Genomic DNA, 15,181 nt, shown 5'->3' with positions numbered 1-15,181 from the left:
CTACAAACAAAAAGGAAGGTGTAATGATAATGGATGTAGGGCGTAGGGAGTTGCCGCGCAAACTGACCATCACGATGTGGGATTTTTCCTGGTACACCATGACCTTACCGGGAGAACCCTATAGCGACCTTGAGGCGAGATTTAAGGAAGCAGTGGAGAGGGGCTACAATACGATCCGAATCTGTGCGATGCCCTTTTTATTGTTCACGGCGGAAGGCAAGCGGCCGGGTCCGTTACACTTCGGTAGCCTTGGAGAGAGCGGGCAGCGGACACGCTGGTATAACTGCCGGGGCGGCGCCGAGCTGGATGGACATGCGCATTTACTGGAGTTGTTCAGACAGGCCAATGCCCATGGCTGTTATATCATCCTGTCTTCTTGGGAATATCAGCAGAGCCCCAGCTTCCTGGCATTTCCCGGGTTGCGCCATGAACTGGCTGCCATAGCTCCGGAGGAGCGGTTTATGGCTATTGCGAGATCCATGGATCAGCTTATCCGGTATATAAAAGCGGAAGGATACGACAAGCAGATCGTCTACGCGGAGCTGCATAATGAGGTGGAGTTCGGGCAACTGACCGAGATTGGAACCGCTCGAGGCATTGCCCCGTCCAATGTACCGGCACTGGTGGAAGCCATGCAGCCTTATATTGAAGAGGCCGTAGGTTATCTTAGAAGTGTCCACCCGGATATTTTGATGACAGCAAGCTATACACTAAATGAAGCATATCCCAAATCCTATGTAGCGGGAAATTTACAGGTTGCACATTTCCATCTCTATATCAAAGGGGTATTGAATGAATTAACCGAAGCGGCTGGAATTGATGATGAGCAGGCGCCTTTTCCCGGCTCATTCGTCCAATCGCTCCTGCGGGAGGATGCGCCTCCATTTGAAGAGTATACGCTACCGCGCGACCAAGAATGGAGAATGGAAGGTAATCCGGTAGGGTTAAGGCTGCTCTATCTGCATGACTGGGTGGAGCCGGATAAATGGGATCTTTTTTTATACGACAATTATAGTAAACATAAGCTGGCTATGCTGCAAAAGGCAGATATGCGCTTCGAGGAAGCCCACGAATGGGCGGCTCATTCTGGCTTGCCGGTCGTTATTGGGGAAGGATATGTTGGTTATACGCCGCTGTTGGCGGGATTCGAAGAGGGGCCTGTTGGGAAATTCATTGCAGAGTACGCGCTGCGCAAAGGAATGGCTCTTGGCTTCTGGGGAATGACTCTATGCTCTAACTGTGCGCCGCATCATCCTTTCTGGGACGATGTCCCCTGGCAGCAGAAATGGAATCGATATATTCTTGCATCGCAATAATTGTTATGTTGGAAAGAACCAACTTTATGTTCTCCTCTTATCAGAAACGTTGTACATCAGAGTGAATACTTTACTATATCCGTACACCACGACTAAAGGAAGAAAATAAGAAAAGAAAGTCCAATAGATATTCCAGCCATTAAAATAAAGAACTCTACCCATTTCTTTAGCCAACCATTCGATCAGCGTTAATGTAAAAGAAGTTATTAAGATTGCTAGCCACGACTTCGTATTTTTTTCAAGAATCATGTATATCATGAGGCATCCAGCAATAGGGTATATACCTAAGTCGAAAGGGAGCCCCGCATATGATTGGTTACGGGTGTTGGGAAGGATATTCCAGAAAAAATTGAAGCCCGCACTGTTTAAACAAGAAGAGGTGGCTACTCCCAGCGGATAATAAGCTAAGAGGATGTTGACGTTTCTACGTAGAATCCATCCACCGATTAAGATGGGGATAACCATACCAAAAATGACATTCCCCAGCATCGAATCACTCCCATAGGTTTTCACCTGAATAATTTCTTATTATTAACCAAATTTATAATTTCATAAGGGATGCATCCCACTTTTGTATTATCAGGCTAGCCAGAATCCCTTGGTTGGTCTTTTTGTCGATTGAATAACGTGGTACTAGATGATAATGTAAAATAAGGGCGAGGATTCCTCGTTGGGGGAATATACTAATTGAATCGAGGTTCTGAAAATGAGGGTGAAACGAATTGTCACCAATATTAATACACAAAACGTTCCAGCAGCAAAAAGCTTTTACCAGGATGTGCTTGAACTTGATTTATTGATGAATCATGGTTGGATTGAAACATACGGATTACTTGGAGAGGAGAACGTTCAAATAAGTATCGCCACACAAGGTGGCTCCAATACACCTACACCTGACCTTTCGATTGAAGTTGATGATGTCGATGTAGTGTACGAACGCATGAAAAGCGCGGGTTATACAATAGAATATGAACTTACGGATGAGCCTTGGGGAGTTCGTCGATTCTATGTCCGTGATCCATTTGGTAAGTTGATCAATATCCTTGCTCATAGACATTAAATCAGTTGTCAGGGAGTGTATACAAGCAGAGTTACTGTTCAAATTAAAGTACTTTCTTTAAAAATTATTGTATATTGGTTTGAAGTATTGGCATTCTTTGCTCGGATGTTATGATTAACTAATAGTCGCAAATTCAAGGTGTACAATGACAGAATTGAACCAGAATAACCGTCGAATGTGGTACATAAAGCTATAGGTAAACATTTTCCAAAGTACAATGATCCATGTTTTGTCCAAGGTAAACGCAGATTATTCATCACTATTAACGGGGGGGAACAAGAATGATGAATGTTTTGTTAGTGGATGATGAGCCATGGGTACTGGAAGGTCTGCGGACAATGGTAGATTGGAACAAATACGGTTTTCAAATTTGTGGAGAGGCTGAGAACGGGAACGCTGCTTGGTCCATTATTGAGAACCTTCGGCCAGACCTGGTGTTTACAGATATTCATATGCCTTCAGTGAGCGGACTTGAACTGATTGACCGCTCGATACAAAAACTAGCCAAACCGCCGCGATTTGTCATATTAAGCGGATACGATAGCTTTGATTATGCGAAAACAGCGCTGGAACAGCGTGTGGAGGATTATTTACTCAAACCCATTGATGAGGTTGAGATTGAAAACGTATTAGAACAGATGAGTCGTAAAATTCAGAACGAGCTTGTCGCAGAGAAATTGCATCAACATGAGCGTACTTTATATGTAAATTGCTTGTTCAACCGTCTGTTTCAGGGGGAGGATAGCAGCGATCTGCAAGCCGAAGTGGAAAGTATATTGCAAATGGAGGGTCATGAGAATATGGCCTGTCTTTTAATTGAAACGGATATTTGCAATGAAGACATAAAGTCACAGGTACAGCGTTTTGCTAGCGCTCATCACTACGAATTTTTTATGGATTCTGAAGGAAGAATGGGTGTGTTTGCTGCTGTAATTGAAGATTCTCTGAGTTGGCTTGAGAGGCTAGGGAGAACCTTGTTTGAGATTTACTCCGGTCATGGATCAATTATTGTGGCATTTGGATATCACTCAGGTGGAGTAGTCGCTATGCGGTCAGCATTTGAAAAAGCGTTATCTGCTTTGGAATGGAAGCGTTATCAAAAAGGAAGCGGCATTATTCGCGATCAAGATTTGCCACGGCATAGTAACATGGCGATTGTAAATCAAAAAGCGTTGAGTAACCTGTTTAAAACCATTTTAACGGGTGAAGAGAATGGGTTGGAGAGAGAGGTACACGAGTTGCTTGCGAGTCCAGATTCAGGGCTGTCTGTGTCGGATATAGAATATGTTCGGGTACAATTGCTTGCTCTTGAAATGGGAGTTCTCAAGCAAATGAAGGAGCTGGATGGGAATGTAGACAGGTTTGTGTTGCAGTTACAACATATGTTGGGCGATTTATCTGACATTGATTCCTTTCCTGCATTTAGGGATTATGCACTTATATTAAGTCTCAACGCTTTGAGAGCTCTGCAGGAGCAGCGGAAAGAAAAAGAATGCAGCACGATTTTTCGTGTAGTGCAATATGTTAACCATGAGTTTCGTGAGAAGCTGCAGCTCCAGGAGATTGCACAGAAATTTCATATGAATGCCAACTATCTGGGGCAAGCCTTCAGACAGCAGACTGGCAAGTCTTTTCGGGAATATCTGAATGATAAACGGATCGAGGAGGCGAAGAGACTGTTACGTCAGAGCTGTTGTAGCATAGCCGAAGTTGCGGTCCATTCAGGATACCCTAATGCCGACTATTTTGTAAGTCAGTTCAAGCGAATGACGGGGATGGCTCCCTCCGCGTATCGAAAACAACCATAGATTGGGACTCGACAATTAATGAATGAAGGATGGCGATGGAAGACATGTTTAAGAAATTCCGATTTCGCGGCATCGTGAACGATATTCCTTTGAACTACAAGTTTATGCTGATCTATGTTATCGGTATTTTGCTTCCGATCATAGCAAGCAATTATTTGTTCATGGATCGTATGTCGGGGCTAATTAAGGAGCGGGAAGAGCAGAATCTGCAAATATCGCTGGAGCGGGCGAGAAAGGACATTCACACCATGATTGACGGGGGGATCGCTGTCAGTCACGCCTTAATCACGGACAAGCTGTTGTCCGAATCCATGGATCGTGTATACAAAGACCAATTGGATTTCTACAATACATTCGATGAACAGCTTCGCCATCGAGTGACTTCCTATATTCCCGTGAACAATCAAATCCAGCGGATCGGCATCTACACAGATAATCCAACGATTGTGTCTGGAGGGGATTATTATTATCTGGACAGCTCAATGAACGCCAGTGCCTGGTTCAGACAATGGGAAGCAGCAGGGGAATCACTAAGTGTACTCGCTTATCGCGATCAGGCAGCGAATGATCGCGCGGCGACCTCGTCGTATTTTAGCGTGATTGAAAAAATGGACTATTATAACGCAGACAACTCTTACGAGAAGTTAGTGCGCATTGATTTTTACCTTAATCGATTCTATGACGTTATTGCGAGAGAGAAAAGCTCGCTGGACCTGTATCTGGTCAACGCGAAGAATCAGATTATCGTGTCCACAGATGACAAGTATCAGGGTGAGGTAGATAGTGATTATGCGTTATTTGATAGGAGCAAGGCGGCGGACAAGGACCTACATATCGTACCGATTGGCAAGGCCAGCTATGTGAAAGGTTGGAAGCTCATTGGCGTACCTCAGGAAACACGTGTCAAACAAGCGATGCTCTCCATGAAGCTTTATTTCGGCATGCTCGCTGGTATCATTACTTTGGTTACCTCCATCTTCATCTATGTCATGCTGCGCTCATACAATTATCGAGTGAAACGTCTGTCCAGACATATGCAAAAGGTGGGGAACGAGAAATTTGATCTGATCAACATTGATGGGGGACAGGATGAGATAGGTCATCTGATTCGTAATTTCAATATGATGACCGCTCAGATCCATTCCTTGATCAATAATGTGTACAAGCTTGAAATTCAGCAGCGGAGCCAGGAGGCTGAGCGCATTCGCGCTGAACTGAATTTGCTGCAAAGCCAGATGAATCCTCATTTTTTATTTAATACGCTCAATGCGCTACTGGTGGTTAGCACCAAAAACAATTATGCGGATGTCAAAGACATTATCAAGGACCTATCCAAGTTGCTTCGCCGCTTGTTGAATTGGAAGGACGATGTGGTCACGCTGGAAGAGGAAATGAGTTTTACGGTCATGTATCTGGGGATCGAGAAGTTCCGTTTTCGAGACAAGTTTGAATATTACATTGATATTAGCGAAGAGGCGAGGCAGTATAGAATTCCAAAAATGAGTATCCAGCAGTTGGCCGAGAATGCTTGCAAACATGGAATTCAGGCTATTGAGGGGTTAGGGTATGTGAAGATTAAAGCGGAAGTTGTGAGCGAACGCCTGCGCGTCGTTGTATCCGATAATGGTAAGGGCATGGATAAGGAACGGCTGCAAGAGGTTCTGTATCATATGCGGAGCAAGGAGGAGAGCGGAGGGAGTAACATTGGCATACGTAACGTATATCGCCGTCTTGAATTGTATTATGACGATAAAGTGGATTTTAACTTGGTGAGCAGAATAGGAGAAGGGACAGAGGTCTCCTTCGAAATTCCATTGCAACTGTTAGATCATCAGGGTGAAGAAGGAGGTAAGGACAATGGCATTTAGAGCGCTGCTGATTGATGACGAGCCATGGGCGCTAGAGGGCTTGCAGCTGTGGATTCCATGGGAAAGTCTTGGCTTTGAGGTATGCGCTATGTGTGGCAACGGTGCGGAAGGGTTGGAACGAATGGAAGAGTTACAGCCGGATCTTGTCATGGTTGATATTCAAATGCCAATTATGAATGGGCTAGAGATGATTGAAGAATGGCGACGTAGAGGAAACTGGTCGACCAAGTTCATTATTCTTACGGGGTACAGCGATTTCGAGTTTGCGCGAAAAGCGCTTAAATTCAAAGTTTCCGGTTATCTGTTAAAACCATTGGATGAGGAACAGGCGGAGTCCGAGATTCGCATGATGGGCATGGAACTGATGAAGGAGCAAGAGCAGCTTTATATTGGGCAGATTGCATTGAGAGAGCAGGAAATGTTGACGATGAAGCAGGCTTTATTAGGCAAAGTGCTGTCTGCTGAGGGTACTCAATTGATGCAGTCCCTTTCCCAGTCAGCTGAATCCTGGATTGTATGCCTGGTTCAGGTATCGGAGAAAGAGTTTGGCCGGTGGAGCAGTCTTGCTTCAGAGATTCTGAACGGACGGGATGTCCTCTATATCATTCGTATGCGAAATGATCTTGTATCCATTGTGTTTGGCAATGTTTCCCCCGGACCTCAGAGAACGAGCGGAAATTTTAGAAAACAATTAGAAACACTGGCTCGCCGTCTGGCGGGCTTTCGTACATATATGGCGATTGGCTCAACCGAATCCACTCTTCATCACATCAGCAACTCCCGCATAACAGCAGAGAAGGCGTTGCTGCACGCTTTTTATGAAGCGGAAGAGAACAGCATAATGGATTATGCCGATATCCAGAACCACGATTTTCAAAGGCATAACCAACAGGTTGAACTGATCGAGCGAGTACTCGGAGCACTTCAGCTCATTGATTACGCCAACTACCAGTCCGCTGTGGAGTTTATTGAGCAATCCTTTCGACAGATGCGGGTCCACCCGGATGAAGCCCGAAAATTTGTGATTTACCTTCTTCATGAAATTCGTGCTTACATGAGGGCGCAAATGGCAGAAGATTCAGAGAATTACCGTATGTTCGAAATTCCGGAACTGGATGAAGCACTGTTAACCCTTGATGATTTGATCGGCATGCTGCATTCGTGTGGAAGAGTCTGCTTTGAGTTTTTGCTTAAAGAGAGCGTCTTCGAAGCGCAAGGTATTGTACAGGAAATCAACGATTATATTCATACGCATTACCAGGAGGGATTGACTATTAAGTTGCTATCGGAACGTTTCTTCCTGCATCCGGCCTACTTGGGACAACTATTGATACGCAAAAATGGAATCGGCTTCAATGAACTGCTTCATAACCTGAGGGTTGAGGAGGCATGTCGGTTGCTACAGATGAATCAGTACAAAAATAGCGAGATCTCGGAAAAGGTTGGATACGCCAATTACCATCATTTTTTAAAGCAATTTGAGAAACGTATGGGCATGTCTCCTAACGAATACAAGAAAACCTGAGCTTTTCTCGGAAAGAGCTATAATTCGAATATAGTTTCCAAGGAGATGTAAATTTATAATTAAATTATTCAAATGAAAGGGCTTTCATATAGTGAGATCAAACTTTGGAGGTGCTTTATGGGGGACAGTAAAAAATCATTCTTCCGTATGGGGGCAACACTGTTATTGTCGTTGAGTGTTGTGCTAGCAGGTTGCTCAGGCGGCAATTCAGGCAGTGGAGAAGAGAGTAGTAAAGGTAGTGAGGTGGGGGCTGACAATCCGTTAGAAATCTCGGTATTCCTGAACGAGGCCGGACAACAGCCAACCGCTGACAACAAAATCTACAAAAAAATCAAGGATGAGCTTGGCGTTACATTCAAATTTGAATTTTTGGCTGGCGACAAAAACCAAAAGCTTGGCGTTATGATTGCCGGAGGAGATTATCCGGATCTGATCTCTGCGGACACCAAACTGACAGCAGCTGGTTCGGTCATTCCGTTGGAAGACCTGATCGAGGAGCATGCGCCTAATCTGAAGAAGCATTATGAGAAGTACTGGAACCAGATGAAGGACCCTAACGATGGACATATCTATTACTTGCCCAACTATGGTGCATACAACGGTGAGGTGTCGGACACCTACTACAGCGGACCTGCCTTCTGGATTCAGAAAGCCGTGTTGAAAGAGTTTGGTTATCCTACGCCAAAAACATTGGACGAGTACTTTGACTTGATCGCCAAATACAAGGAGAAGTATCCCACGATCGACGGCAAGCCGACCATTGGCTTTGAAGTATTGAACTATGACTGGAAAAACTGGGGGTTGTTGAACCCGCCACAGCATTTGATTGGTCATCCGAATGACGGGGGAGTCGTTGTAAACGACGGCAAAGCAGAGATCTTTGCAGACAAAGATTATGCCAAAACCTACTATGAGAAACTTAATGAAATTAACGGCCAAGGCTTGCTCGACAAGGAGGCTTTTGCACAAAACTACGACCAATATATGGCCAAATTGTCCAGTGGGGCAGTACTCGGCATGTTCGACCAACACTGGAATTTTCTCAGCGCGGAAGATTCGCTCATAACTCAGGACAAAATTGAACGCACGTACGTCGGCTTCCCGCTGGTATACGACAGCAGCACGAAGGACTACTATCGCGACCGCGCGGCGCTCAACCTGAACAATGGTTACGGCATTACTGTAAGTGCCAAGGACCCTGTGAAAATTATTAAAGCGCTCGACAAGCTTATGGAAGAAGATTGGCAAAAGACACTCACTTGGGGCATTCAGGATGAAGACTATTACGTGAATGACGAAGGCCGTTTCATGAAAACCCAAGAGCAGCGCGACAATGCCGCAGATGCGGCCTGGAAACTGGCCAATAAAGCAGATGCTTTCTATGGAACCGCACCGAAGATGGAAGGTTACTTTAGCGATGGCAACGCTACTTCAGCAAGCAATCAGCCGGAAGAATATCAAGCCAGCTTGAGACCGTTTGATAAGGAAGTTTTGGACGCCTACGGTTTCAACAGCTATGTGGATTTCTTCAGTGCTCCACCAGAGAATCCGGTTACTTACCCGGCTTGGTCCGTCGATCTGGTTGAGGGATCTCCAGCCAAAATTGCCAATACGAAGCTGAACGAATTATCAACCAAATATTTACCGAAAGCGATTTTGGCTAACACATCCGAATTCAGCAGTGTATGGAGCGAATACGTTTCCGAAATTCAAAAGCTGGATATCAAGGCTTTCGAAGGCCGCATCAATGAAGTATTGCAGTGGAGAATCGATAACTGGTCAGTGAAATAAGAAAATGCTGTCAGGAAGGAGGGCTACCTTCCTTCCTGATTTTTTTAAAGAACATATCGCTGGACGTTATTCCTTTCAATATAAAGATGGATAGGAGCCTGATATTATGGAGGAAATTGTAGTGGGTACCAAGCCGCTCCGACCGAAGAAAAAACCGAAAATTAGGCGGATTACTTGGCAAAATATCAAAGCACAGAGACAGCTCATATGGATGTCTGTTCCTCTGCTTGCGTACATTATTATCTTTGCTTATGTGCCTGTCTGGGGCTGGACGATGGCTTTTCAGGATTACAAACCAGCCAGAAGTTTCTCGCAGCAAACGTGGGTAGGGTTCAAGCATTTTCAATTTTTGTTCACGGATGACAATTTCTTGCGCGTGCTTCGTAATACGCTTGCCATGAGTATCATCAACATGATTTTGGGTTTCGTTACCGCTATTGTTTTGGCATTGTTACTCAATGAAATCAAGAAGATCATGTGGAAGCGGACGGTACAAACCATCTCTTATCTTCCTCACTTCTTATCATGGATTATCGTTACCGGCATCGTAGCGACATCGCTTGCTTCTGACGGCATTGTCAACGATATCCTCATGAAACTGCACTTAATCAACGAGCCGATCTTGTGGCTGACGGAAGGGAAGTATTTCTGGGGCGTTGTTGCAAGTTCTCATATTTGGAAAGAAGTCGGATGGAGCACCATTATTTATTTGGCGGCCATGGCCTCTATTGACCCGGCACAGTATGAAGCAGCCGATATTGATGGAGCCAATCGATATCAAAAAATGTGGAATGTCACCTTGCCGGGAATCAAGCCTACCATTGTCATCCTGCTGATTATGTCGATTGGACATATTCTGGAAGCCGGCTTTGAGGTTCAGTATTTGCTGGGCAACGGACTCGTTGTGGACTGGTCGGAAACGATTGATATCTTTGTGCTCAAATACGGGATTGCACAGGGCAACTATTCGCTCGCAACTGCAGGCGGAATATTCAAGACCGTGGTCAGCATTACGATGTTACTTGTAGCGAATTGGACCGCCAAGCGGCTTGGGGAAGAGAGGCTGTTATAATGACGAAAAAAACACCATTGTCTGGTTTAGGAAATACAGCGGCGCTTTCCGTACGCCGCCCAGGTGGCAGAGGCATGGAACCGTTTCTGTTCAACACCTTTAACACCATCTTCATGGTTCTGCTGGTGATTGTGACGTTGTATCCATTTTTGAACACAATTGTGGTTTCGTTTAATGCAGGGAATGACACCATTCGAGGAGGCTTATATTTGTGGCCCCGCGATTTCACCATGCAGAATTACAAAGCAGTATTTGCATCAGGCACAATTTATAACGCATTTTTGATTTCCGTTGCACGTACAGTACTATCCACCGTTTTAAACATTTTCTTGACCACCATGCTGGCTTATACGCTGAGTCGGCGCGATTATATTTTCCGCAAGCTGATTACGACCATTTTTGTACTCACCATGTATTTCAACGCAGGGCTTATTCCGGGATACTTCCTGATGAAGGACCTGCACTTAATCAATTCATTCTGGGTATATGTTTTACCATCGCTGATTAGTGCGTTTAACCTGATCGTCATTCGTACTTATATATACACGATCCCTGAAAGCTTGATTGAATCTGCCAAAATTGACGGAGCAGGAGATTTCAGAATTTTCTGGAGAATTATTTTTCCACTGTGCAAGCCTGTGCTGGCGACCATTGCGCTCTTTGTCGCAGTCGGCGCGTGGAATTCCTGGTTCGATGCTTTTCTGTACACGTCATCACGTCAGGAGCTCAGCACACTGCAATACGAACTGATGAAGCTGTTGTCTTCCAGTATGAATGCCAACAGTAATCCTTCCGTTGCGAACGGCGTGGGGGTGGAGCATTCAACACAGGTAACTCCAATTTCCATTCGTGCTGCAGTTACAATTGTCGCTTCTGTTCCGATCTTGCTGGTGTATCCGTTTATGCAAAAATACTTTGTCGTTGGACTAAATGTAGGGAGTGTGAAGGAATAGATGAAGCAGCTTCAAGCTAATACGATCTGTTATTCCAACCCGATCCTTCCTGGATTCTATCCGGACCCCAGCATTGTGAAGGCTGAAGAATTTTTTTACCTCATTTGCAGTTCATTTGAGTATTTTCCCGGAGTGCCGATCTTTCGGAGCCGGGATCTCATTCACTGGGAGCAAATCGGCAATGTGTTGGATCGGGTCAGCCAGCTTGATTTGACCGGACGGAAAAGCTCAGACGGCATTTATGCTCCGGCACTGCGTTACCATGAAGGTACATTTTACATGATTACGACAGATGTGAGAGGCATCGGCAATTTCTACGTGACGGCAACCGACCCTGCTGGCCCCTGGTCTGATCCAATTCGTATTCCATACGGTGGAATTGACCCATCGCTGTTTTTTGACGACGATGGCAAAGTGTACGTGACCGCACAACAAGGTGCCGATTACGATTCTCATGCCATCCAGTATGAGATCGACATCGCTACAGGTGAGGCTCTCTCTGAACCACAAGTTGTCTGGCACGGAGATGGAGGGCCATGGACCGAAGGGCCACATCTGTACAAAATCAATGGATTGTATTACATGATGTCTGCTTCTGGTGGGACGGCCAAGGATCATCGTGAGATCATCGGCCGAAGCGATCGACCTTATGGTCCGTTTGAACGCTATCCTGAGCCGATCCTGACCCATCGCCATCTGGACCATCCGATCCAGTATTTGGGTCATGCCGATCTGGTGGAGGATCACCACGGAGACTGGTGGGCCGTTTTCCTTGGCGTGCGTTTGACAGAGGAAGGATATAGTGTGCTTGGACGTGAAACCCTCCTCGCCCCGGTCGTTTGGAACGAGGGGTGGCCCCACATTGACAACAATGAAGGAATAGTGAGTCTGGACATGAAGGTCCAGCGATTGCCAATGACATTACCTTCTTTGCCCGGGAGCCATACTGCCATCGTTGTCGGCCGGGACGAATTCGACGGAGAACTCGGGTCGCAATGGATGTTTGTGCGCAACCCTACAGAAGGAGCATGCTCGCTTACAGAAAAACCAGGTTACCTGACGTTGTATGGGCAGGATGGAAGTCTTGAAGACGTGGGTCAGATCACGTTTGTTGGCCGCAGGCAGCAGCATATTCATGCCAGCTTTACGACCTGCCTGACTTTCATGCCAGTTGCCGATGGAGAAGAAGCGGGATTATGTGTTCGCCGGGATGAGGATGCACACTATGAGATTGGCATAAGACGGTTGAACGGACGAAACATACTCTTTGCTCGTTTGACGGTGCGTGGAGAGTCGAACTTGGTTTACGAGAGCGAGACTGTAACAGAGCGGCTGTCGCTCCGAATCGAATCGACAGATAAGGAATATAGGTTGACTTGCTCCGAGGACGGACAGAACTGGACAGCCTTGGGTTCAGGCTCGGCACGTGCCATATCACCGGAGGACTTTGTGCACAAAATGTGCTTTACCGGAGCGGTGGTCGGACTATACGCTACCGGCAATGGTAAGGCAAGCAGCACACCTGCCCATTTTGATTGGTTCGAGTACTCGGTCTGATTCAGTTGCTAATAAATCAATGCGAAGAAGGAAATTTAAAGGAGGGAAATTATGGGTTCGTTTCGAGAAGAGGCTTCACTGAAGGAATTGTACAAGGATGCATTCCACATTGGAGCAGCAGTGAGTCCGAAGACGATTGACAGCCAGCGTTCATTGCTTGCATATCACTTCAACAGCCTGACGGCAGAAAATGAAATGAAATTCTCCAGTGTGCATCCGCAGCAGGAACGGTATACGTTTGAGGATGCAGATGCCATCGCTTCCTTTGCCAGAGAGCAAGGCATGGCGCTTCGTGGTCACACGCTGGTCTGGCACAACCAGACTCCGGATTGGTTGTTCGAGAATGAAACTGGCGGACTGGTGGAGCGCGATGTATTGCTGGAGCGATTGAAGGCGCACATTGAGACCGTTGTTGGCAGATATAAGGACGTTATCTATGCTTGGGACGTTGTAAACGAGGTTATTTCCGATGATGCGGATGATGCAAATGCATTCCTGCGCCCATCCAAATGGCTGGATATCGCCGGAGAGGATTTTATTGCCAAAGCGTTTGAATTCGCGCATGAAGCAGATCCGCAAGCGTTGTTGTTCTACAACGATTATAACGAATCTGATCCACATAAGCGGGAACGCATCTATCGGCTCGTCCGTTCATTACTCGATCAAGGCGTGCCAATTCATGGCGTTGGTCTGCAGGCGCACTGGAATCTGTATGATCCGTCCTTGGATGATATGCGCGCAGCAATTGAGCGGTATGCGCAGCTTGGACTGCAGCTTCAGCTCACCGAACTGGATGTATCGGTATTTCGCTTTGAAGACAGACGTACAGATCTCGTTCAGCCATCGCAAGAGATGCTGGAATTGCAAGCCGAGCGATACGAATCCATCTTCCGCCTGCTCCACGAATATAAGGAGCATATTAGCGCTGTGACATTCTGGGGGGCTGCCGACGACTACACCTGGCTTGACAATTTCCCTGTTCGAGGGCGAAAAAACTGGCCATTCCTGTTCGATGAGTTGCATCGTCCAAAGGAAGCGTATCAGCGTGTTGCGCGAATCATTGTACCCAAGTGACATGAAACGGATCAATATCGATTCGTTTAACCCACAGCATCTCGAAGAGATACTTGGGAGTACATATCTATTGGAAGGAGCCATTTGTATGTCCGAATTGCCTAAACCGCATCAACCTTTAGTTAAGCACATATTTACTGCTGATCCGTCAGCGCATGTTTTCGAGGATCGCATTTATATTTATCCTTCCCATGATCTGGATCACGACGGACCGGTGAATGACAATGGAGATCAGTACAAGATGGAGGATTATCATGTACTCTCTATGGCGGACATGAATTCAGCCGTGACGGACCATGGCGAAGCTCTGCATGTGAAGGATGTCCCTTGGGCGTCCAGTCAAATGTGGGCTCCGGATGCCGCATACAGAAAAGGCACCTATTATTTGTTTTTCCCGGCTCGGGACCATGATGGCATTTTCCGCATCGGCGTGGCTACATCGTCTTCACCGACAGGGCCGTTCAAACCGGAGGAGCAATATATTCAGGGCAGCTTCAGCATTGACCCCGCTGTGTTTGTAGACGATGATGAGCAGGCTTATATGCTCTTTGGCGGGTTGTGGGGGGGACAGTTGGAGAAATGGCAGACAGGAAGCTACGTGGAACATGCGGAAGGCCCTGCTCCAGATGCTCCGGCGATCGGCCCAAAAGTTGTAAAGCTGAGTGAAGATATGCTCTCGATGGTGTCGGAGCCGCTGGAGTTATCCATCGTGGATCAGGATGGAAAGCTGCTGACCGCTGGGGATGAGGATCGCAGATATTTTGAAGGCCCTTGGATGCACAAATATAACGGGAAATATTATTTGTCCTACTCCACAGGAACAACGCACAAGCTGGTGTACGCCATTGGCGACAATCCGATGGGTCCGTTTACATTCCAAGGTACCATTTTGCCGCCAGTCATGGGCTGGACAACGCATCATTCGATTGTACAATTTCGGGAAAAGTGGTATTTGTTCTATCACGATTGTTCCCTTTCTGGCGGCGTCGATTACAAGCGCTGCGTAAAGTTTGCTGAGTTAACGTACAATCCGGATGGCACGATTCGCATGATTGATCCGTATCCAGACAAGTGAAATGGATGTGAATAGGACGGTAACCCGTATCCTTTTACCTATAACTGTAGATCCTGAAGAGCCCTAGAGTGAATACGCATTT

The 15,181-nt window shown here is 46.2% G+C and carries 12 protein-coding genes; 11 read left to right on the top strand and 1 reads right to left on the bottom strand.

Features of this window, described 5'->3' with window-relative positions; genetic code table 11:
* Positions 1 to 29: 29 nt before the first annotated feature.
* Positions 30 to 1,316, top strand: coding sequence for a cellulase-like family protein (locus AC4PM4_RS05690; protein WP_491613088.1), 1,287 nt, complete (start codon positions 30 to 32; stop codon positions 1,314 to 1,316).
* 24 nt (positions 1,317 to 1,340) lie between these two features.
* Here AC4PM4_RS05690 and AC4PM4_RS05685 read toward each other — a convergent pair whose 3' ends face one another.
* Entirely contained in the window at positions 1,341 to 1,805 is a 465-nt protein-coding gene (locus tag AC4PM4_RS05685) for a CBO0543 family protein (protein WP_063563651.1), read from the bottom strand.
* Positions 1,806 to 2,022: 217 nt separating this feature from the next.
* Between AC4PM4_RS05685 and AC4PM4_RS05680 the strand changes: the two genes are divergently transcribed.
* From AC4PM4_RS05680 to AC4PM4_RS05635, 10 genes are all read left to right on the top strand, one after another.
* On the top strand, positions 2,023 to 2,376 hold the full coding sequence (locus AC4PM4_RS05680) for a VOC family protein (RefSeq protein ID WP_063563652.1): 354 nt from the start codon (positions 2,023 to 2,025) through the stop codon (positions 2,374 to 2,376).
* Positions 2,377 to 2,657: 281 nt separating this feature from the next.
* Entirely contained in the window at positions 2,658 to 4,184 is a 1,527-nt protein-coding gene (locus AC4PM4_RS05675) for a response regulator transcription factor (RefSeq protein WP_491612968.1), read from the top strand.
* Positions 4,185 to 4,228: 44 nt separating this feature from the next.
* The gene (locus tag AC4PM4_RS05670; protein WP_491612967.1) at positions 4,229 to 6,052 is read left to right on the top strand and encodes a sensor histidine kinase; all 1,824 of its coding nucleotides are present in this window, start codon (positions 4,229 to 4,231) and stop codon (positions 6,050 to 6,052) included.
* Positions 6,042 to 7,577: a response regulator transcription factor gene (locus AC4PM4_RS05665; protein WP_491612966.1), complete on the top strand. Its 1,536-nt coding sequence runs from the start codon at positions 6,042 to 6,044 to the stop codon at positions 7,575 to 7,577. The genes AC4PM4_RS05670 and AC4PM4_RS05665 overlap by 11 nt, the downstream gene beginning before the upstream one ends.
* A 117-nt stretch (positions 7,578 to 7,694) precedes the next feature.
* Entirely contained in the window at positions 7,695 to 9,368 is a 1,674-nt protein-coding gene (locus AC4PM4_RS05660) for a type 2 periplasmic-binding domain-containing protein (RefSeq protein ID WP_063563655.1), read from the top strand.
* Between the two features lie 106 nt (positions 9,369 to 9,474).
* Positions 9,475 to 10,440, top strand: a complete 966-nt coding sequence (locus AC4PM4_RS05655; protein ID WP_063563656.1) for an ABC transporter permease — start codon at positions 9,475 to 9,477, stop codon at positions 10,438 to 10,440.
* Positions 10,440 to 11,393 (top strand): carbohydrate ABC transporter permease, encoded by a 954-nt coding sequence (locus AC4PM4_RS05650; RefSeq protein ID WP_063563657.1) that lies wholly within the window; start codon positions 10,440 to 10,442, stop codon positions 11,391 to 11,393. Before AC4PM4_RS05655 ends, AC4PM4_RS05650 begins: the two co-directional genes overlap by 1 nt.
* Entirely contained in the window at positions 11,394 to 12,950 is a 1,557-nt protein-coding gene (locus tag AC4PM4_RS05645; protein ID WP_491612965.1) for a glycoside hydrolase family 43 protein, read from the top strand. It abuts the gene before it with no gap.
* Between the two features lie 51 nt (positions 12,951 to 13,001).
* Positions 13,002 to 14,024, top strand: coding sequence for an endo-1,4-beta-xylanase (locus tag AC4PM4_RS05640; RefSeq protein WP_400345295.1), 1,023 nt, complete (start codon positions 13,002 to 13,004; stop codon positions 14,022 to 14,024).
* A gap of 88 nt (positions 14,025 to 14,112) precedes the next feature.
* Positions 14,113 to 15,099: a glycoside hydrolase family 43 protein gene (locus tag AC4PM4_RS05635; RefSeq protein ID WP_491613086.1), complete on the top strand. Its 987-nt coding sequence runs from the start codon at positions 14,113 to 14,115 to the stop codon at positions 15,097 to 15,099.
* Positions 15,100 to 15,181: the final 82 nt, after the last annotated feature.

This window comes from Paenibacillus sp. MDV22-iso6, from assembly GCF_058408365.1.
This window is presented reverse-complemented; position numbering and strand designations above follow the sequence as displayed.